We start from the raw sequence: 18,882 nt of genomic DNA, 5'->3' as shown, positions 1-18,882 counted from the left end.
ACCCGCCTCTACGGTGGACGGATGGGACTGAATATCCAGATCGTTGTCGATTCCGCCAGGCCGCATGAACTCGCCGACTGGTGGGCGGAAACACTGCAGTGGGCCGTGGAACCCCAGGATGCCGGATTCATCCGCTCCATGATCGGGCAGGGCTATGCCACCGTGGACCAGACCATGACGCACCGCGGAAACCTGGTGTGGAAGGACGGTGCCGCCATCCGGCCGCCGGAGGAAATTGACACCAAGGCCCCCGCCCGGCGCATCCTGTTCCAGACCGCACCCGAGGAGAAGACCGTAAAGAACCGCGTGCACTGGGACGTCCGGCTGGACGGCCGGGATAAGGACGAGGTGCGGCGGGAACTGGAGGCCCGGGGCGCTTCCTTTCTCTGGTCGGCGCGGCAGGGCCCGCATTCCTGGCACACCATGGCGGACCCCGAGGGCAACGAGTTCTGCATCAGCTGACGCCGATTACTAGACTTGGACGGTGAGCAACCAGATCCCAGCCCCGGTGTCCGATGTCTTCGATCCCTTGCGCTGGCGGGTGGTGTCCGGTTTCGAGGACTTCCAGGACATGACCTACCACCGCCAGGTGGAGCGGGATTCCGACGGCGGCTGGGTGCGTGACCTGCCCACGGTCAGGATTGCCTTCAACCGGCCTGAGGTCCGGAACGCGTTCAGGCCGGGGACCGTGGATGAGCTCTACCGCGCCATGGACCATGCCCGCATGACGCCGGACGTCGCCACGGTGCTGCTCACCGGCAACGGCCCCTCCCCTAAGGACGGTGGCCACTCCTTCTGCTCCGGTGGCGACCAGCGGATCCGCGGCCGGGACGGCTACCGCTACGCCGACGGCGAGACCCAGGAAACCATCGACCCCGCCCGGGCCGGCAGGCTGCACATCCTGGAGGTCCAGCGGCTGATGCGCACCATGCCCAAGGTGGTCATCGCCGTCGTCAACGGCTGGGCAGCCGGCGGCGGCCACTCCCTGCACGTCGTCTCCGACCTCACCATCGCGTCGCGGCAGCACGGCAAGTTCAAGCAGACGGACGCCACCGTGGGAAGCTTCGACGCCGGCTACGGCTCCGCGCTGCTGGCCCGGCAGGTGGGGCAAAAGACCGCCCGCGAGATCTTCTTCCTGGCCCGTGAATATTCCGCTGAGGACATGGTCCGGATGGGTGCGGTGAATGAGGCCGTGGACCACGGGCGCCTGGAGGAAGTGGCCCTGGAATACGCAGCGGACATCGCCCGGCAATCGCCGCAGGCCATCCGGATGCTTAAGTTCGCCTTCAACCTTGCCGATGACGGCCTGGCCGGCCAGCAGGTGTTCGCCGGCGAAGCCACCCGCCTGGCGTATATGACGGATGAGGCTGTGGAGGGCAAGGAGGCCTTCCTGCAAAAACGCGACCCCGACTGGTCACGCTTCCCGCACTACTTCTGAGGCAGGACGGCAATGAACAGCGAAACCTCCACCCCTTCCGCCCACGGCGGACCCCTCAACATCGAACTGGCCCTGAAGGCCCTCGCGGCCGCCCTCCATGGCGAGGGTCCCGCCGTCGAACTCTCCGTGGGCCCGGACGGCGGGCTCGTCGTGGGGCACGTGGAGACGCCCGGGTGCGATGATGCCGTGGCCGTGGTGCGCACGTCCGGATCCACCGGCACCCCTAAGGCAACGCTGCTGACCGTGGAATCCCTGGCGGCCTCCTCGATGGCCACAGCCCTGCGGCTCAAGGGCGAGGGCCAGTGGCTGCTGGCGCTGCCCGTCCAGTTCGTCGCCGGCATCCAGGTGCTGGTCCGCTCCCTGTTCGCCGGCACCCGGCCCTGGGTCATGGACATGTCCGGCGGCTTCACCCCGGAGGCCTTCACCGCAGCCGCGCTGGAGCTGACGGACAAGATCCGCTTCACCTCGCTGGTTCCCACGCAGTTGCAGCGCCTCCTGGACAATCCCTCGCCGGAAACGCTAGCAGTGCTCCGGCGGTTCAACGCCGTCCTGCTGGGTGGCGCGCCTGCATCGCCGGCCCTGCTGGCAGCCGCCCGGGACGCCGGCGTCCGGGTCATCACCACCTACGGCTCCGCGGAGACCTCCGGTGGCTGCGTTTATGACGGCTACCCGCTGGAAGGCGTCTCGGTCCGCGTGGATCCGGACGGCCGTATCCTCCTGGGCGGGGACACGGTGGCCGCCGGCTACATCGAGGCCCCCGACGAGGAAACCGGCACGTTCTTCGAGGAGGACGGCGTGCGCTGGTACCGCACCAGCGACCTCGGCTCCATCGACGACGACGGCCGGCTCACCGTGCTGGGACGCGCCGACGACGTGATCATCACCGGAGGCGTGAAGGTTTCCGCAGGGCACGTCCAGGAGCAGCTGGAACAGTCCGACGGCGTCGCGGCCGCTTTCGTGGCAGGGGTTCCGTCCACGGAGTGGGGCCAGGCCGTGGCGGCCTACGTGGCCATCGTCCCCGCCGGCGGGGACGGCCGGGAAGGTGCAGCCGGGCCCGAGGGCGGTGACGCCGCCGTCGCCCTTCAACGGCAGTGGCAGACCCAACTGGGTGTCCTGGCGCCCAAGACGGTCCTCGCCGCACCGGAACTGCTGATGCTGCCCAACGGGAAACCGGACCGGCTCGCCATGACCGCACAACTCAGCGCCCTGCACGGGGGAAAGTAGAGTTGGACCTGCACCACCGCGGCGGGTGCGCACGTATCATCCTGCCGTCTTACCGAAACAACACGAGGTACTAACCGTGGCCACAGCCGCCCAATGGATCCAAGGCGCCCGACTCCGGACGCTGCCGGCCGCAATCGCGCCGGTGCTGATCGGCTCTGCCGCCGCCTACGAGATGGACTCGTTCATCCTGCCCAACGCCATCCTCGCCGCGTTGGTGGCGCTCCTGCTCCAGGTGGGTGTGAACTTCGCGAACGACTACTCGGACGGCATCCGGGGAACCGATGATGACCGCGTGGGTCCGCTGCGGCTGGTGGGCTCCGGTGCAGCCAAACCTGATCACGTCAAGTGGGCCGCTTTCGGCGCCTTCGCCGTGGCCATGGTGTTCGGGCTGGTCCTGGTGCTGCTCACCCAGGCATGGTGGCTGATCCTGGTGGGGCTGGGCTGCGTCATGGCCGCCTGGGGATACACCGGGGGCAAGAACCCCTACGGCTACAAGGGCCTGGGCGACCTTTTCGTGTTCGTGTTCTTCGGGCTGGTGGCCACGCTGGGCACCACGTTCACGCAGGCCGGCCATATCAACCTCTCAGCGGTGATTGGGGCCATCGGCACCGGGCTGATCGCCACGGCGCTGCTCATGGCCAACAACGTGCGGGACATCCCCACCGACATGCAGGCCGGCAAGAAGACCCTGGCGGTGCGCCTCGGGGACAAGCATGCGCGCGAAAGCTACGTCCTGATGCTCGCCGTCGCCATCCTGCTGGTGGTAATCCTGGCCCCGGCGCGGCCGTGGATCCTGATCGTGCTGCTGCTGATCCCAGCCTGCCTGATGCCGGCCTGGCTGATGATCAACGGGCGCAAGCGCAAGAGCCTGATCCCGGTCCTGAAGCAGACCGGCCTGATCAACCTGGGCTACAGCGTGCTGTTCTCACTGGGACTGGTCCTCAGCCACGGGTTCTAGCTGTTCTTGCCGCCCTTGGCGTTGTTGATGGTGATGTCGGGGTTGGCGTCCAGCAGGGCGTCCTCGGCGTTGGCGTCCTGGACCTCGCCGGCTGAGCGCAGCGGCTTGGCTTTTCCGGAGAACCGGTGCTGCAGGGCTGCTGCCGCAGCATCGCGCTGCTTCTGGAAGAACAGGTAGCTGATGGCGAAGGCAATGACCGCGGCGCAGATCACGGACATCAACGCCCCTAGCTGCAGCAGAGCGAACAGGACGAACAGGGGCACAAAGATCGCCAGGCGGATGAGGGAATATTTCAAGAAGGCCACTCTTCAAGTTTAGCCGCCTCCGCCAACGGCCCCTGCCCGTCCTGACGATAGACTTAATAGCATGCTGCTGTTCCGTGTGGCCTTGGCCGTCGCAGTCCTCGTCATCTTCGTGTATGGCCTGGTGGACGTGATCCGCACTGAAGGCCGCCTGACCCGGGGTATTTCCAAACCTGCCTGGATCATCGTACAGATCGTCCTGCCTGTGCTGGGCGCCATCCTCTGGCTGCTGATCGGCCGCCCGCGGGGCACGGCGCAGCCGCGTCCCAGCTACCCGCACCCCGTTGCGCCGGACGATGATCCTGACTTCCTGCGCAACCTTGAGGCACGGCGCCGGAACCAGGCAGAGGCCGACCGCCTGAAGAAACTCCGCGATGAACTCGAGGCCAAGGCCAAGGAGGAAGGCGGCAAGGGCCGGCGTGGTACGGACGAACACGACGCCGACGGGCTGAAATAGGCCCATGGTGTCCCCGGCCGGCGGCGAAGAGCGGCCCGTGTCCGCGCCCCCGCCCAGGCCCGGGCTCTCCTACTCCTCGCCCCCGCCCATCCCGGTGGCTCCCCGTGTCCCCGGCGCGGTCCGCGCCGCACGGACGCTCTGGCTCCTCAGCTTCGCAGCGGGGCTTGCCGTCCTGTTGGGGTCCTTCGTGGCCCGTGATTCGAACCTGCAGCGCCTCCGCGGGGTGGTGGCGGGCATGGCTGGGGGCAGCGGCGCCGGGGTGGCCACCACCGCCAGCACCGTCTTTTGGGGAAGCATCGCTGCCCTGCTGCTGATGACCCTGCTGGAGGCGGCCGTCCTTGCCGCTTTGCTGGGACGCCGGGCCTGGGCCAGGTGGACGCTGGTCCCCCTGCTGGCCACCCACCTGCTCCTCCTCATTCCGGCGTCCGCCTTCCTGGTACCCGGCGGTGCTGCGGGCAGCTACGTGGTGATGCTCTGGGCCGCCGGATTGCTCCTGGCCTTTGCCGGGCTGGCGCTCCTGTTCCTGCCCTCCGCCGGGGCCTGGGTAAAGCACGAGGGCGCACGCGGCTAACGCCTGGTCCTACGCCGGCTGCCGTTGCCTGTCCCTGCCGCTGCAGTCCGCGAGGATTCCCTCACAGCTCCGGATGACAACCCGGCATGCCTCAACAGCGGCCCGCGCGGTCAGCGGGCTTTCCGCAACTGCCCGCCATTGAACCAGGCGGCGCCTGGCCTCCGCCGCCACTTCCTCCAGGCCCGAACCCGCAACCAGGCCCAAGCGTGTGCAGGGATCCGGACCGCCTCCCCCCAACAGCTGTTCCGCCGCCGCCGCGAGGTTGGGGGGCAGGGCCGCCCCGGTGGTCCGCAGTGCCGCCAGCAGCCGGAGCTCCCGGAACTCATGCGCGCTGGCCTGCAGCCGCTCCAGGGACGCCGCCAGGTGTTCCGTCCCCTGCCGGGGCCGGCTTTCCAGGAGGTCTGCCACCGCCACGAGCGCAGTCCGGGCCTTGAGCGCTTCTGCCCGGGCCTGGAACTGCCGGTTCACCACCTCCAGCAGGGAATCCAATCCGCTGCGCCGGGCCAGCTCGTGCGCCAGCGGCGTGGGCTCACCAAACCCGTTCCGGATCAGGACCGCGGCAAGCCGGATGCCGAAAAGCCCGTAGCGCTCCAGCAGCGATGCACGGGCCTCTTCCGTCAGCCCCTCAGGTTCCGTGGACCGGCGGAACCGGTCCGCGGACAGCATCAGCCGTTCCCGTGCTGTCCGGTCCATGGCTGCCAGCGACTGGAGGGCCTGGAAGTCCGGCTGCCGCAGGGTGCGGGCGCTTTGCGCCAGCAGCCCTGCCACGGGAACCACGCCCAAGGCCAGCTTCCGCAGTCCAGGGTCGCGGCTGTACCTTTCGGCAATGGTGGCGGCAGAAAGGAGGGAGTCGATGCGCCCGGCCCCCACTTCGTCTGCCCGGGACAGCACAGCGACAGCGTTGACCGTACCGGAGCGGCCGGCACCGGTATCGCGGAAGGATTCCAGGAACCGGAGGTCGGAGGCGTGAAGGTGGCGCATCAGGTAGATGACCGCGTCAGCTTCCGACGGCGAATCCTCCGGGGCCAGGAACCGTACCGACCGTGCGGAGACATCCCGGGAGAGGGACGCGATCCCGGGAGTGTCGATCAGGGTCATCGCGCGCAGGGCCGGCGACGGCCATTCGACGTCGAGGCGCTCCACCTCTTCGGCCCGGATGCCGTCCAGGACGAAGACCAGGCGGCCGTCGACGCGTTTCAGGGGCAGGTTCCGGGGCTCCCCCGCAAAGGGGTGCAGCGTGATGCGTGGGGTGTGGCCGTGCCGGTACCACGTCAAAATCCGCGTGCATTCGCCGGTGTCCGTGGGCGCAATTTCCTCGCCGAGGATGGCGTTCAGGAGCGTTGACTTGCCCGCTTTCACCATGCCGGCGACGGCGATCCGCAGCGGCTCAGCCAACCGCTGCGCATACCCCTGGAGCGCGGCGGAAGCCTGCGGGTCGTCAGCGTATGCCTCAAGCGCTTCCCGGATCAGCGCGGCGGCCCCCGCTGTGGTGGATGCCGTCATCCCACCCCCGCCGAGGCACGGGTGCCTGCCGCAATGGCTTCAGCGGAGACAGCTTCCGCGGCCCTGTGCAGGGCATCGACCTTTGCCAGCTGGGTCCGGATGTCCCGGATCCGTCCTTCCCTCTCCTGCGTGAAGGAGTTTGCAGCCTTCTGGGCAGCAGCCACCGAATCGGACAGCGACCGGTGGTATTCATCGGCGATCTCCGTGAAGTGGTCGCGGATGGTCCGCTGGACCAGGCGGAGGCGGTCCTTCAGCTGCTTTCCAACCTGGAATATGACATCGTCCAGCTGGCGCCGCACCAGCGCCTTGGCTTCACCCTGGCGGCGCTTCAAGCGTGTTTCCCTGTCCTCGCGGTAGGCCTTGCGTCCCAGCAGCAGCCCGGCGCCCACGGACAGCGGATTGATCAGGGCCATTCCGAAGATACCGGTCAGGAGCCCGAACATCAGGACACCGCCGTAGGATCCGCGCATTCCGATGAGGACTTTCTGGATCGGGTTCACACGGCCGGGATCAAGCTCCGGCATCCGGTCCACCGGGTCCAGGGCGTCCCCGGAATCGGAGACCTGCAGGACCGGCAGGGACACCTCGTCGGCGGCGAAGTGCCCGGCCACCTGCGCTGCCAGCCACTGCGAGCGCTCGCTGGTCCAGACGAAGGTGTCCGACACTGCCGCGGCAACGCATTCTTCCAGCCATTGCGTGAATTGTGGCCATACCGGCCCCGGATCACCTTGGTCGATGGCTGTTTCGGCTTCCTTTTGGATCCGGCGCAGCCGGTCCCGGAGATCGTACTCCATGTCAGAGATGAGGTCGTTGATGCCGTCGCTCAGTGTCAGCTGCCACCGTGCGGACCGCTTCCGCAGGTGGTCCGCCTCCGTCTTGGCCTGTTCCAGGGCCGCGAGCATCTGCGGCGTGCCGCCCGGGTTTTCCAACGCGTCGAGCTCGGACTGCAGGGCCAGCCGCAGGTTGTCGGTAACGGACAGCAAGTCCTGGCTGACGGAGCGCCGTTGGATGCGTTCCGCCTTGCCCACGATGTCGTTACGCAGGTGGGCCACCAAGGCAGGGAATCCGGATTCGGAGTTGAGCTCGCTGTCCTGCAGCCGTGAAGCCTCCAGGCGAAGATCCGCGGACAAGGGGAACAACGGGATCTCCGGCGCCACCTGGTCCAGGTATCCCCGGTCAAGTTCCTCCACCCGGCGCCAGTCCGGGTAGAGGTCTGTCTTGGACAGGACGGCCGCAACGTTTGGGGTGATCCGCATGGCCTGGCGCAGGAACCGCAGCTCAGGTTCGGTGTATTCCTGCGAGGCGTCCGAGACCAGCAGCATGGCGTCCGCGGCGGGCAGGGCCGTGAGCGTGGTCAGCGCATGGGTGGAGTTCATTCCACCCACTCCCGGGGAGTCGATGATGGCCAGTCCCCCGGTAAGGATTCGGCGGGGCAGGCAGACCTCCGCAGCGGCGAGCTTCCTGCCGTTGCCCGGGTTGCCCTGCTCGGAGACGAGCGCGGGCAGGTCCGCGAGCTGCACGGGGCGGCGCTCGATCGTGCCGTCGGCGCCGTCCCCGCTTCCGTCATCGCCGGAAGCGCCGGGGTCTTTCACCGCGGGGACCAGGACCGTGGCGGAGGGTGTCTCCCCGTACCTGACGATGGTGGGCACGGACGTGGCAATATCGTCATCGACCGGACACACCGGGGCGTTCACCAGGGCGTTGATCAGCTTGCTCTTCCCCTGTTTGAATTCCCCCACCACAATGACCCGGATGCTGGGATCCTGCAGGCGGCCCAAGGCCTGGTCCAGCCGCCTGCGCAGGTCAGCACGTTCACCGCTGCCCACCAGCTGAACCCCCTGCTCCAGGAGCCTTGCCAGCTGACCGGCCGTCGTCGGCCCCTGCTGCCTCACCGGTCCTGAATCTGCCACAGCATGTCCCCTGTTCCAGTTAGGTGTTAGAGCGCTGTCGAGTCGTCTATGGGGGCGTGGTGGTCCGGGTCCACATCCGTGTGGGTGGAGTTGTCCTCCGGGAGACCGAGGTGGTTATCCGCCTCCCCCAGGTCGCCCTCCATGAGGCCCGTTGCCGCATGGTCCTGGAAGGAATCGTCCACGTGCGTTTCCGCCGCCGTACCTGTGGAGGTGTCCGGGCTGTACGGGTCCCCGGCCTGGATGAAGGTGTGGGCGGAGTTGTCGCTGGACGAGTCACTGGCGTCGGGGGTTGTGTCCATGCTGACGGAATGGTCCGTGGTTGCCAGGTGGCCGTCCATGCCGTGGGAACGGTCCAGGTTGTCGTCGAAGGAGTTGTCCGTGTCCAGGACCACGTCGGTGTCGAAGGCGTCGGATTGGCCACTGCCCATTCCAGCGTCTCCGCCCGCGTGGGTGGACTGGTCCATTGAGTGGTCCGTGCTGTAGGTATCCCTGATGTTGCCGGCGTCCCGGGCACCCGCGTCATCGCCGGCGGAAACAGCGTGGTCACCGGTGGCAGCCACCGCTGCGTTGTCGAACCACTGCTCCACGTCTCCGTGTGCCCAGATGTTCTGGCTGACGGACTGGTCCGTGAAGATCCCCCGGTCATCCAGCATGGTGGTGTTGGTGGTGTACGAGAAGTGGTTCACCACGTGGTGGAGCTGCTGGACTGCGTTGGCGTGATCGTCATGGTCGTAGTTTCCGCCCTGTCCCAGGCCACGTCCACCCGTGTACACCGCCGGCAGGGCCCCGGCATGGGCGGCAGTTGCACCCGGCTGCCCAACCCATGCGCTGTTGGCGCCGAGGTTGGGGGCGCGGTCAAAGGATGCCGCATTTACAGTGATGGGAGCGTAATCCAGGACAACCGGCATAGCGGCGTCAACGTCAGCGGAGCCCACGTTGCCCAGGCCGTGTTCCGCGAGCGCCCTCTCGGGGTCGGCCAGGAACGCCTGGACCGCCTCCCGGTCGCCGAAAAGGTGCATCAGGAACTGGACAAGGTCGTTTGCGAGTGTTGGCATATGCGTGGTCCTCACATCTTCTTCGAGTTGCGATCATCCGGCGGCGTTCCCTTTTGCCTCAAACCTAGGTTCGCTTCCGCTGCATGGCATCGGGCCCGTTCCCCCTACACGCTGGTTCCGCTCCGGGGTGATTGGCATGGTGCGCATAGGGGCATTAGGGGCTCACTCCTGTTGCGGGTTGAGCTGTTGGGAGCTCTCAACACCGAGCGCAAGGCGCAGTCGTGCCAGGAGGTCAGAGCGGTTTTCGGCACCCAGCCGGCGCCGGATTCTGGCAATATGGTGCTCTGCGGTCCGGGGTGAGATGTAGATCGCTTCCCCGATTTCGCGGTAGGTCTTGCCTTCAAGCACCAGCCGGGCGACTTCCTTTTCGCGCTCGCTCAGTCCGGATGCGTCCGGCTGCCCCGCTTTGCCGGGTCCGTCCGCACCGTTTCCTGCGTCCACCTCGCCGGATCCTGGTGGCCCGCCGGCCGGAGGACCCTGGGGATGGAGGTCCCGGGCGCAGGAGAGCAGGCGCATCATGTCCCGCCGTTCGTCGGCCCGGGCGGCCGCATGCCCGGCGAGCCGCGCGCCTTCCCAGGGCATTCCGACCGCTGCCAGCAGCCGGGCGGCGCCTTCCACGTCAGCGGTGCGGAACCGGCCTGCCAGCACTGACACCCAGGCCTTGCCGGCCGTGGCCAGGACCGCGGCAAGCTGGCTGTGGGCGGAGGCCTTGGCCAGCGCCGATGCGTGTGGAGCCAGGTCTGCGGGCCTCTCATTCAGCAGCGCGGCCTGGACGGCGGACCAGTGCAGGGGAACGGACCACAGAGCGGGTTCGCCGAGGCGCCCCAGCAGCTTCCAGGCGTCCTCCAGGTATTGCGCCACGCGGCGCGTCTCCCGCAAGCGGGCAGCGGCGATCAGCAGCTCCCCCCATGGCAGCAGGTTGTAAAGGTCAACCGAGGTGTGCAGCATGGCCTCGCGGGCCCGTTCCCATGCGCGGATGAGCTCGGGCACGTCCCCGTTCCGGCGCGCCAGCCCCACTTCCAATGCGGCGGACAGGAACTCATCGCGCGGGACCAGCGGCCAATGGTTGGCCTTGGCCGCTTCGGTGGCGGCAAGCCGGGCGTCCTCGAGTTTGTCCTGCATCATGGCTGCCCAGGCTTGGAGCAGCAGGAGCCTGGGTTGGGCCGCGTTGCCGCCCTGCCCCGCGGCTGCCGCCGCCCTGCAGACTGTCTCCGCCAGGTGTGGCTCACCGCTGTGCAGTGCCAGGAGTGCTGCCAGTGCAGCGGGTGTTTCCGGCAACGGAAGGGCCGTCCCGGCCGAGTTCAGCATGTCCGAGGCATGGATCAGGATGGAAATGCCTTGCTGCGGCTTTTCGCCCAGGGACGCGAGGATTCCCTGTCCGGTCTGGACCAGGGCGGCGGACAGGAGCGTCGGCGACGCCGGGGGCGCGTCCGGCTGGAAGAAGGCCTCCGCTCCTGCCCGGTCGCCGGAGCCAATCATGGCGACGGCGGCAAGGGGTGCCGAGGCACCTACGCGGCCCGGGCCCAGCCAGCTGTAGACGTCCGCGCCGCGCGCCAGCATTCCCCGCTGCGCCCAGACGGAAGCACCGACATCTGCCCCGCGGCGCACGTCGGGCGGCTCTGTGCTGACCAGGAGCGAGTCGATGATGCGGGCGGCGGCATCGAGTTCCCCGTCCCCGGCTGCGGCCTGGGCGCGCCGGGCCGCAGTGGCCAGCGGGTCGGCGCCAGCCAGGAGCGCCTCCTCGTAAAGCTGCCCGGCGAGCCGGGGATCACGCTCCAGGGCAGCGTTCGCAGCCTGTTCCAGTTCCAGCGCAACCCGTGGATCAGCCAGGCCGCCCCTGGCGAGCTCGCGGGCAAGGGCTCCGAGGGGTTGTCCCGTGGCAGCGAAAACAGTCACCAGCTCACGTTGGAGGGCGTGGACCTTGGCGGCCGGGGTGGCCGCCAGCAGTGCGTGCTGGGCGGTGCCCACCACCGTGCCATCGGGCCTTAGCAGCCCGGCACTCTCGGCCCGGTCCACCAGTGCATCAAGATCTTCCACTGCTCCCCCGGCGAGTTTGTGCTGAAGGTCCGCAGGGAGTGGCCCGGGCAGGGCGAAGCCCACCGAGAGTGCCAGCAGCAGTTCACGTACGGCCGCGTTCGCCCCCTTGAGGTGATTGGCCATCAGCTCCGCGCCAGGGGGCGGCTGCCCTTGGTGGTCCGGTGAGGTATGCAGGGGAATGAAGTGCTCTGCCCGCTGGAGGTGCCCGTCCATGTCAGGCCGCCGGCGGGGTGGTCGGGTCCGTTGTTGCCACGGCAGTTTCAGTTGCCGTGGCAGTGGGCTCAAGCGCCGTGTCCTGCGGCGTCGGGCTGGCCTCAGCGCTGAGCTGGGTGGGAGTGGTTCCCGGGTCCGGGCTTGCCGTGGCGGTTGGAACATCCGTCTGTACGGGCGTGCCGGTGGCGCTGACCGGCGTGGGCGAAACCGTCGGGACAGGCGTTGCGGTGCCACCCGCGCCGGATCCCGTAGGAGTTGGGCTGGCTGTCGGCGTGGTGATGGTGGTGGGAGGCGTTGTCGGAACCGGCGAAGGGGTGCCGGGCGGCGGCGTGGCAGTTATGGTTGCCGCATCCAGGACGATCCCGCTGCCGGCAGTAGAACCGTTGGAACTGGATGGGGCGCTGGCTGCAGGAGCTGCGCCTGCCGGCACAGGGCTCCCTGCATGTGCCCCGCCGGCGGCCGCCGTCCCCTCGCCGCCGGTTGCATGGTGTCCCGTCGGCTGGGCGGACGCGCTGGCGGTGGCTTCCTGGCTGGCCTGCGTGCTGGCGCTGGCCTCGACGCCGGCCAGCGGCCGGGGCACGGCGGCCGCCGCTCCCCCTGCATGGGGTCCCTCTGTCCCCCCGGCCCCGACGGAGCCGCCCGTGGTACTGGCACCCGCCTGCGGGACGAACATCGCGGTCAGGTTCCCGAAACCGTCCGGACTCTGCGCGGCCGTCGCCGTGAGGATGGTGAGGACAGCTGCGGCTGCGGCGACGGCCGTGACCCGGACGGTGGGTTTCGGCGCGTGCGCGCCGCCCTTCCCTTTACCGTCTCCTGCCACCGTCGTGTATTTCCTTGACCAGCTGGGCATTGTGGGAGCAGGCGGGGCGGTGGGCACGATTGGGACGGGAGGCCCGACGGCGGCAGTCGCCCCTGCGCCGTCCCCCCGGGACCCGGGCGCTTCAGCCCCGTCCGCTGCCTCGGCCTCCGCTGCTGCAGCCTCCGCTGCGGAGGTGAAAGCGAGAAGCGCCGCCACGGCGGCCCCCAGGCAGATGGAGGATTTCGGGTCCGCGTCCACGGCGATGGGGCGGTCCAGCCGCTCCGACACCAGTTCGGCCACCAGCGGGATCCGGGAGGACCCCCCGATCAGCAGCACCGTGGAAAGGTCGGCCGGCTCCAGGTGCAGCTGGGACAGGGAGTGCTGCAGCGCCTCCACCGTTTCCCGCAGGGGCTCGTCGATCAGCGCCTCGAACTCGGAACGCACCAGCCGTACCTGCTGGTGGACTCCCGGCAGGAACACGGGAATATTGGCCTCGCTGTCCACGGACAGCGCTTCCTTGGCCTCGACGCATTCGCGCCGGAGCCGGGCCAGGGCTCCCAGCACGGCTGGATCGGTGGGATCCAGGTCATTGAGTGCGGTCCCGGTGTGCGCGGCAACGTAGCCAAATACGGCGGCATCGAAGTCGGCGCCGCCCAGGTCTTCGATGCCCTCCGGGCGCCCCATCAGGTCAAAGCGGCTGCTGCCGGACTTCCTCAGGACGGCCGTATCGAAGGTACCCCCGCCAAGGTCGTATACCGCGATGGTGCTTCCCTCATCGACCCGGACCTGGGATGCGTAATGCAGTGCCGCGGCCTCTGGCTCCGGAAGGAGCGTGATGTTCTCCAGGCCGTGGGCTGCGAGGGCGTCCCGGATGACGGACAGGCGGTGGATTCCCCATGCGGCTGGGTGGGTGAGGAAGAGCGCCGACGGCGGCCCTCCTTCCCGTTCGGCAGCCCGGTCTGCCACCCACCGGGCCATGGTGGCGAAGACCTCCTCAGGCTGCAGCGCCAGGGTTCCCAGGATGATGGGTACGTCGTCCCCGATCCTGCGCTTGAATTCCCGCACCACGCGCTCCGGCGAGTCCAGCCCGCGGCGCTCCGCCGCCTCGCCTACCAGGACGGCTCCCTCTTCCGGGAAGTACAGGACCGAAGGCACCGAAGCCCCGCGCGACCCCAGGGGCAGGCTCTCGGGCACAGGGGAGGCACCCTTGTGAAAACGAACCACGGCGGCCGCCGTGAAACTTGTCCCGACGTCAACGGCGAGAGCGTAGCTCATGGGTACCTCGAAAGGCTGGTGGTCCACATGCAAGCTTCATCACAGTGAACGTCACCAACGTAGCACCATCGAAGGACGGGGGAACACCCCTGTTGCTACATCGAATTGCCATTCGGCCGATCCATGCCGCCTGGCGGCGGAAAAGGGGCCGAAAGTCCCGGCTGCCGGGCCCGGGCAGGACCCTATAGGCCGGAGTAGGAGTGGAGGCCGTTGAAGAGCGTGTTGACGATGGTGAAGTTAAAGATCACGCAGAGGTAGCCCACGATGGACAGCCACGCCGCCCGGGTTCCGGTCCAGCCGCGTGTTGCGCGGGCGTGCAGGTAGCCGGCGTAGACGACCCAGATAACGAAGGTCCACACTTCCTTGGTGTCCCAGCCCCAGAACCGGCCCCAGGCCTTTTCCGCCCAGATGGCGCCGAACATCAGGGTGAAGGTCCAGCCGATGAAGGCGATGGCGTTGATGCGGTAGGACAGGTTTTCCAGGCTCAGTGCTGAAGGCACCAGGCGCATGAAACCGAGCTTGTCGGCGCCGCCGGCGGCAACCGTCTTCTGCCGGTGCGACTGCACCAGCTGCAGGGCGGACATCGCGAACGTCAGGGTGAACAGTGCGGAGGAAAGAACCGCGATGGAGACGTGGATGACCAGCCAGTAGCTCTGCAGGGCGGGAACGAGGTGGCCCACCGGGGTCCAGAACGCCACGGAGGCAGCCACCATCATGATGATCACCAGGCCCACTACGAAGGTGCCCAGGAAGCGGAGGTCGCGGCGGATCAGCGAAAGAAGGAACACGGCCGCCACCAGGAATGCGCCGGTGGTGAGGAATTCGTACATGTTCCCCCACGGCACGCGTCCGGCGCCCAGGGCCCTGGTGACCACGCCCGCGCCGTGGATGACGGCGGCAAGGGTGGTCAGGGCTACGGCGACCCGCGCCGGAACCCGGCGCTCCGCGGCGTACTTCATGTCGCCGTCGGCCGTCCTGACACCCCCGGTGCCTGCACCGCCGACCCTGGCAGCAGACGACGACGGACGCTCGGCCCGGTCGGCCGGCCCGTCCAGGCGGGCCCCGGCAGAGCCCGCGGCCACCCCGGCAGCTACGGGGACCTTGGCGGCGGTCCCAGCCTGGGCGGCCTTGAGGTCCACGGCCCGGAGCGCCTTGCTGCTCTTGGCAAGGTCCCAGGCGAAGGCGATGAAGGCCACGGTGTAGGTTCCCGCCGCCAGCAGCATGAAGAGTTCGCTGTACTGGCCCATGGTTTCGTTGATTCCAAATGGCATTACTGGTCCTTTTCGGGCCCGGTGGGGCCTGCTGGGGTGGTGAGGGAGCCTGCGGCATTATCGACGGAGCCTGCGACATTATCGCTTGTCCGGCTGGGAGTTTGCTGGGATGTGGCGCTGTCTTCGGCGGCGGAATCTTCGGGCAGCTGCCACTCGGTGGAGAAGAGTTTCCGAAGGGTTGCCGCTTCTCCGGCCAGGCGGTGGTCTTCGCCGCGGGCCAGGAGCCCGTATTCCACCATGGTGCGGCCGTCGTCCGCGGTGCCCGTGCGCACCCAGACGCGCCGGCGGTTGACGTAGAGCGACAGGATCAGGCCGGCCACCGCCAGGAGTGCGAAGACCAGGGCGGACACCTGCCCGGGATTGTGGTGGATGTCCACGCCAATGTAGCGCTTCACGCCATCGAAGCTGATGCTGCCCTTGCCGTCCGGCAGCGTGTAGGTGGAGCCGGGGGCAAGCGTGATGCCGCCGGCGGCCAGGTTGCGGGCGTTAAGCGGGGTAAGGTTCTTGACGTCGAGTTCGAAGACGTTCTGCGGAGCACCCGTGTCCAGGCCCAAATTCCCGTAGTAGGAGTTGAGGGTCAGCTGCGGGTTGAACAACTCAGGATCGGCACTGAACGAAACGTTCTTGTCATTGACGAAGGCGGTGGGCAGGAAGAAGCCCACAAACCCGAGCTGGTCCGGCTTGGCGTCCGGAACCTTGATGACCACCGAGGAATAGTAGTTCTGGCCCTGCAGCTTGGCCACCACCGGGCCCTGCATGGCGATGTTGCCGGTCCCGTCCCGGATGGTTACCACCGGCGCGTAGCCGTTGCCGGTGAGGTAGATGCTGGTCCCTCCGAGGCTCACGGGGTCGTTGACCTTCAGGAGCTCCTGCTTGGGCGGGGCGTCGGGGTTTTCCTTGGTGGTCACGGTGGCTGCGAAGTCGATGGGCTGGCCGAACTTGCCCTTGGATTCGCGGTCGAACGTGATGTTGAACTTGTCCAGCTGCAGGGAATACGGCTGCAGCTGGCTCGACTGGAAGTTAGTGCCCGGGCTGAACTGGTCGTAGCCCACCAGGGTGTTCACGAACGTGTCGCCCTCCACCAGGATGCGCTGGCCGCTGTAGCCAAACAGGCCGCCCGCGGCCACGGACACCAGCACGCCGATGAGCGAGGTATGGAAGACCAGGTTGCCGACTTCCTTCAGGAAGCCGCGCTCGGCACCCAGGGACGGAAGGGCGCCGTCGGCATCCCTCACCTCCACGCGGTAGCCGCGCTTCCGGAGTATCCCGGCGGCATTGTTGATGGCGTCCGACGCCGGAATGCCGGCACCGGAGGGAATCACCAGCGTGCCGTATTCGGGCAGCCGGGAGAGGCGCTGCGGGGTCCGCGGCGGCTGGGAGCGCATGGCCTTGTAGTGGGCGATGGCGCGGGGAACCACGCAGCCGATCAACGAGATGAAGAGCAGCAGGTAGATAGCCGAGAACCAGACCGAGGAGTAGACGTCGTAGAGCTGCAGGTTGTCCAGCAGCTTGCCGTAGTCAGGGTGGTCCGTGATGTATTGGGTGACGTTGGCCGGGTTGGCCGGCCGCTGCGGGAACAACGAGCCGGGCACGGCGGCGACGGCGAGGAGCAGCAGGAGGAACAGAGCGGTGCGCATGCTGGTCAGTTGAGTCCAGGCCCATCGGAGCATGCCCTTGAGCCCGAGTGCCGGAAGGGCAGCCTGGGCTTTTGCCTCCGCAATGGGGGCGGATTGCTTTTTCTTTACGTTCACGCGCTCGCTCATTAGATTGGCAACTTCACATCGGTTTGGAACCAGTACTGCAGCCCGGTCACCCAGGCACCCCACACGCCGGTGGCCATCAGCAGCCCGAGCACCACCAGGATTCCGCCGCCGGTCCGCTGGATGGCCAGCCGGTGCTTGCGGAAGAAGGCCATGACGCCCATCCCCCGGCGCAGGGCCAGGGCGATCAGCAGGAACGGGATGCCCAGCCCCAGGCTGTACACAAAGGCCAGGAAGGCACCCTTGGCGGCAGAGGACCCGCCGGAGAGGCTGAGCAGCTGCACCGCGGAGTAGGTGGGGCCGATGCACGGCGCCCACCCCAGCCCGAAGGTCAGCCCCAGCAGGGGCGCGCCCCAGAGGCCTGCCGGGGGCTTGGCGTGGATTTTCGCGTCCCGCTGGAGCCAGCTGAAGCCGCCCATGAACACAATGCCCATGATGATCACCAGGAGCCCCAGGAGCTGGCTGATCCAGGCGTTCTGGCTGCCCGTGATAAGGGTGCCCAGCTGGCCGAACGCGCCGCCCAGGAGGACGAAGATCACGGAGAAGCCCAGGACGAACAGGCCGATCCCGGCCAGCATCCGGCCGCGTTTTTGCTTGTGCAGGTCCACGCCGCTCAGGCCCGTCACGTACCCCAGGTAGCCCGGGACAAGTGGAAGGACGCAGGGGGAAAGGAAGGAAACCAGGCCGGCGAGCAGTGCCACCGGGATGGCCAGCAGCAGGGATCCGCTGAGGATGGCTTCTGCAAAGGGGCTGTTCACGGTCCCGGCCTGTCCCTACTCCGCCACGGCGGCGGTGATGAGGGCCTTCAGGGTGCCCTTTTCGATCTCGCCGAGAACGCGGGAGGCAACCCGTCCCTGCTTGTCCAGGACCAGGGTGGTGGGCACGGCGCCGGGGGGAACCAGGCCGGACACGGACAGCAGGACGGCCCCGTCCTTGTCATTGAAACTGGGGTAGGTGAGGTTGAATGTCTTCTCGAAGGCCTCGGCCGTTGCCTTCTCGTCGCGGAGGTTAACGCCGAAGAACTGGACGCCCTGGTCCTTGAACTCCTGGTGCAGCGATTCCAGGAGCGGCGCCTCCACCCTGCACGGGGCGCAGGCCGCGAACCAGAAGTTAAGGACGCTGACCTTTCCCTGGAAATCGGCCGGTGTCACCTTGGTGCCGTCGAACAAGGCTCCCTGGACCTGCACGGCTTCCTTGCGGTCCGCGGCGGTGAACTCCGTCACGGAGCCGTCCCCGGCAACGTAGTTCTTGTTGTCCCCCGCCTTGGCCTGCTTGGCCAGCGCATCCTCCTGGGCGCAGCCGGACAGGCCAAGGGTCAGCGCGCTCAGGGCCATGCCACCGGCGGCCAGGAGGCGGCGGCGGGAAGGAAGGTTGTGGTTGTTGCTCACGGCTAGGCTCCAGGGGTGCTGGCGGCACCGGGAAGAAGGGACGCCGCGGGTTCGGTGTACTCGACCCGCAGGAGCGAGCCGTCGTCGTCGAATACCAGGGACGTGACGGAGGTCAGGGTGCATTCGCGCTTGCGGGGGTCGTGCCACAGGGGCCTGCCCTCGGCGCTGAGCCGGGTGGCCCAGATGGGCAGCTGGTGGCTTACCAGGATGGCCTCGGGACCAGCGGTGCCAAAGTCGCCCGCAGCACGTTCGATGGCCTGCAGCCGCGCGTCCTGCACGGCAGCCGCCACCCGTGCAGCCTGCTGCTTGTACGGCTCACCCCAGGACGGGCGCAGGGGGTTGACCAGGCGCGGCCAGTGCTTGGGGCGCCTGAGTTCCGCCCTTGTGACTTTCATGCCCTCGAAGTAGTTTTCCGCTTCGATGATCCGCTCATCGGTGTGGATCTGCAGGTGCAGGGCTTCCGACGTCGGCCGTGCGGTTTCCTGTGCACGGTCAAGCGGTGAGGCGGCCAGGTAGGTGATGCGGGCGCCGCGCTCCGCGCGCTGCCGGAAGTGTTCGGCAAGCATCCGCGCCATCTCCTGCCCCAGTTCGGAGAGGTGGAATTCCGGGAGCCGTCCGTAGAGAACGCCGTCGGGATTATGGACCTCGCCGTGGCGGAGCAGATGGACAGTGGCTTGGGGCATGTGTACCAGTTTCTCAAAGATGGCGTGCGATCCGAAAT

The 18,882-nt window shown here is 67.9% G+C and carries 17 protein-coding genes; 6 read left to right on the top strand and 11 right to left on the bottom strand.

The annotated features are described in order from the left end of the window. Positions 1-21: 21 nt before the first annotated feature. From J2X98_RS12145 to J2X98_RS12130, 4 genes are all read left to right on the top strand, one after another. Positions 22-462 carry a VOC family protein gene (locus J2X98_RS12145; RefSeq protein WP_307308380.1) on the top strand — a complete coding sequence of 147 codons (441 nt, stop codon included), beginning with the start codon at positions 22-24 and terminating at the stop codon, positions 460-462. A gap of 22 nt (positions 463-484) precedes the next feature. Continuing rightward, on the top strand, positions 485-1,438 hold the full coding sequence (locus J2X98_RS12140; protein ID WP_141940268.1) for a 1,4-dihydroxy-2-naphthoyl-CoA synthase: 954 nt from the start codon (positions 485-487) through the stop codon (positions 1,436-1,438). 12 nt (positions 1,439-1,450) lie between these two features. Next, positions 1,451-2,662 (top strand): AMP-binding protein, encoded by a 1,212-nt coding sequence (locus tag J2X98_RS12135; protein ID WP_307308374.1) that lies wholly within the window; start codon positions 1,451-1,453, stop codon positions 2,660-2,662. 76 nt (positions 2,663-2,738) lie between these two features. Continuing rightward, a complete protein-coding gene (locus J2X98_RS12130; protein ID WP_307308373.1) occupies positions 2,739-3,620 on the top strand; it encodes a 1,4-dihydroxy-2-naphthoate polyprenyltransferase in 882 nt (293 codons plus the stop codon). On the opposite strand, the gene J2X98_RS12125 is transcribed toward J2X98_RS12130, so the two are convergent. Then, positions 3,617-3,925 carry a DUF4229 domain-containing protein gene (locus J2X98_RS12125; protein ID WP_307308371.1) on the bottom strand — a complete coding sequence of 103 codons (309 nt, stop codon included), beginning with the start codon at positions 3,923-3,925 and terminating at the stop codon, positions 3,617-3,619. The genes J2X98_RS12130 and J2X98_RS12125 overlap by 4 nt on opposite strands. Before the next feature lie 64 nt (positions 3,926-3,989). Here J2X98_RS12125 and J2X98_RS12120 point away from each other — a divergent pair, with 64 nt between their 5' ends. Further along, a complete protein-coding gene (locus J2X98_RS12120; protein WP_307308498.1) occupies positions 3,990-4,379 on the top strand; it encodes a PLDc N-terminal domain-containing protein in 390 nt (129 codons plus the stop codon). A 4-nt stretch (positions 4,380-4,383) separates the two neighbouring features. Next, a complete protein-coding gene (locus tag J2X98_RS12115; protein WP_307308368.1) occupies positions 4,384-4,950 on the top strand; it encodes a hypothetical protein in 567 nt (188 codons plus the stop codon). A gap of 9 nt (positions 4,951-4,959) precedes the next feature. Here the strand turns inward: J2X98_RS12115 and J2X98_RS12110 are convergent, their stop codons facing one another. From J2X98_RS12110 to J2X98_RS12065, 10 genes are all read right to left on the bottom strand, one after another. Next, positions 4,960-6,453: a dynamin family protein gene (locus J2X98_RS12110; protein ID WP_307308365.1), complete on the bottom strand. Its 1,494-nt coding sequence runs from the start codon at positions 6,451-6,453 to the stop codon at positions 4,960-4,962. Then, on the bottom strand, positions 6,450-8,363 hold the full coding sequence (locus J2X98_RS12105; RefSeq protein ID WP_307308363.1) for a dynamin family protein: 1,914 nt from the start codon (positions 8,361-8,363) through the stop codon (positions 6,450-6,452). Before J2X98_RS12105 ends, J2X98_RS12110 begins: the two co-directional genes overlap by 4 nt. A 26-nt stretch (positions 8,364-8,389) precedes the next feature. After that, positions 8,390-9,418: an IniB N-terminal domain-containing protein gene (locus J2X98_RS12100; RefSeq protein ID WP_307308361.1), complete on the bottom strand. Its 1,029-nt coding sequence runs from the start codon at positions 9,416-9,418 to the stop codon at positions 8,390-8,392. Positions 9,419-9,580: 162 nt separating this feature from the next. Next, entirely contained in the window at positions 9,581-11,668 is a 2,088-nt protein-coding gene (locus J2X98_RS12095; protein ID WP_141946101.1) for a LuxR C-terminal-related transcriptional regulator, read from the bottom strand. Position 11,669: 1 nt separating this feature from the next. Further along, positions 11,670-13,742: an Hsp70 family protein gene (locus J2X98_RS12090; RefSeq protein ID WP_444964469.1), complete on the bottom strand. Its 2,073-nt coding sequence runs from the start codon at positions 13,740-13,742 to the stop codon at positions 11,670-11,672. A gap of 182 nt (positions 13,743-13,924) precedes the next feature. Continuing rightward, on the bottom strand, positions 13,925-15,013 hold the full coding sequence (ccsB, locus tag J2X98_RS12085; protein WP_307308356.1) for a c-type cytochrome biogenesis protein CcsB: 1,089 nt from the start codon (positions 15,011-15,013) through the stop codon (positions 13,925-13,927). Then, positions 15,013-16,776: a cytochrome c biogenesis protein ResB gene (resB, locus tag J2X98_RS12080; RefSeq protein WP_141946099.1), complete on the bottom strand. Its 1,764-nt coding sequence runs from the start codon at positions 16,774-16,776 to the stop codon at positions 15,013-15,015. The genes ccsB and resB overlap by 1 nt, the downstream gene beginning before the upstream one ends. Continuing rightward, positions 16,776-17,531, bottom strand: a complete 756-nt coding sequence (locus J2X98_RS12075) for a cytochrome c biogenesis CcdA family protein (RefSeq protein WP_307308352.1) — start codon at positions 17,529-17,531, stop codon at positions 16,776-16,778. Before J2X98_RS12075 ends, resB begins: the two co-directional genes overlap by 1 nt. A gap of 15 nt (positions 17,532-17,546) precedes the next feature. Next, entirely contained in the window at positions 17,547-18,107 is a 561-nt protein-coding gene (locus J2X98_RS12070) for a TlpA family protein disulfide reductase (protein WP_307308495.1), read from the bottom strand. Between the two features lie 56 nt (positions 18,108-18,163). Beyond that, a complete protein-coding gene (locus tag J2X98_RS12065; RefSeq protein ID WP_307308351.1) occupies positions 18,164-18,844 on the bottom strand; it encodes a histidine phosphatase family protein in 681 nt (226 codons plus the stop codon). Positions 18,845-18,882 lie beyond the last annotated feature (38 nt).

Origin of the sequence: Pseudarthrobacter enclensis, from assembly GCF_030811655.1 — a bacterium.
Taxonomy (GTDB): Bacteria; Actinomycetota; Actinomycetes; order Actinomycetales; family Micrococcaceae; genus Arthrobacter; species Arthrobacter enclensis_A.
The sequence above is the reverse complement of the archived record's forward strand: the minus strand, read 5'-3'. Positions and strand labels throughout refer to the sequence as shown.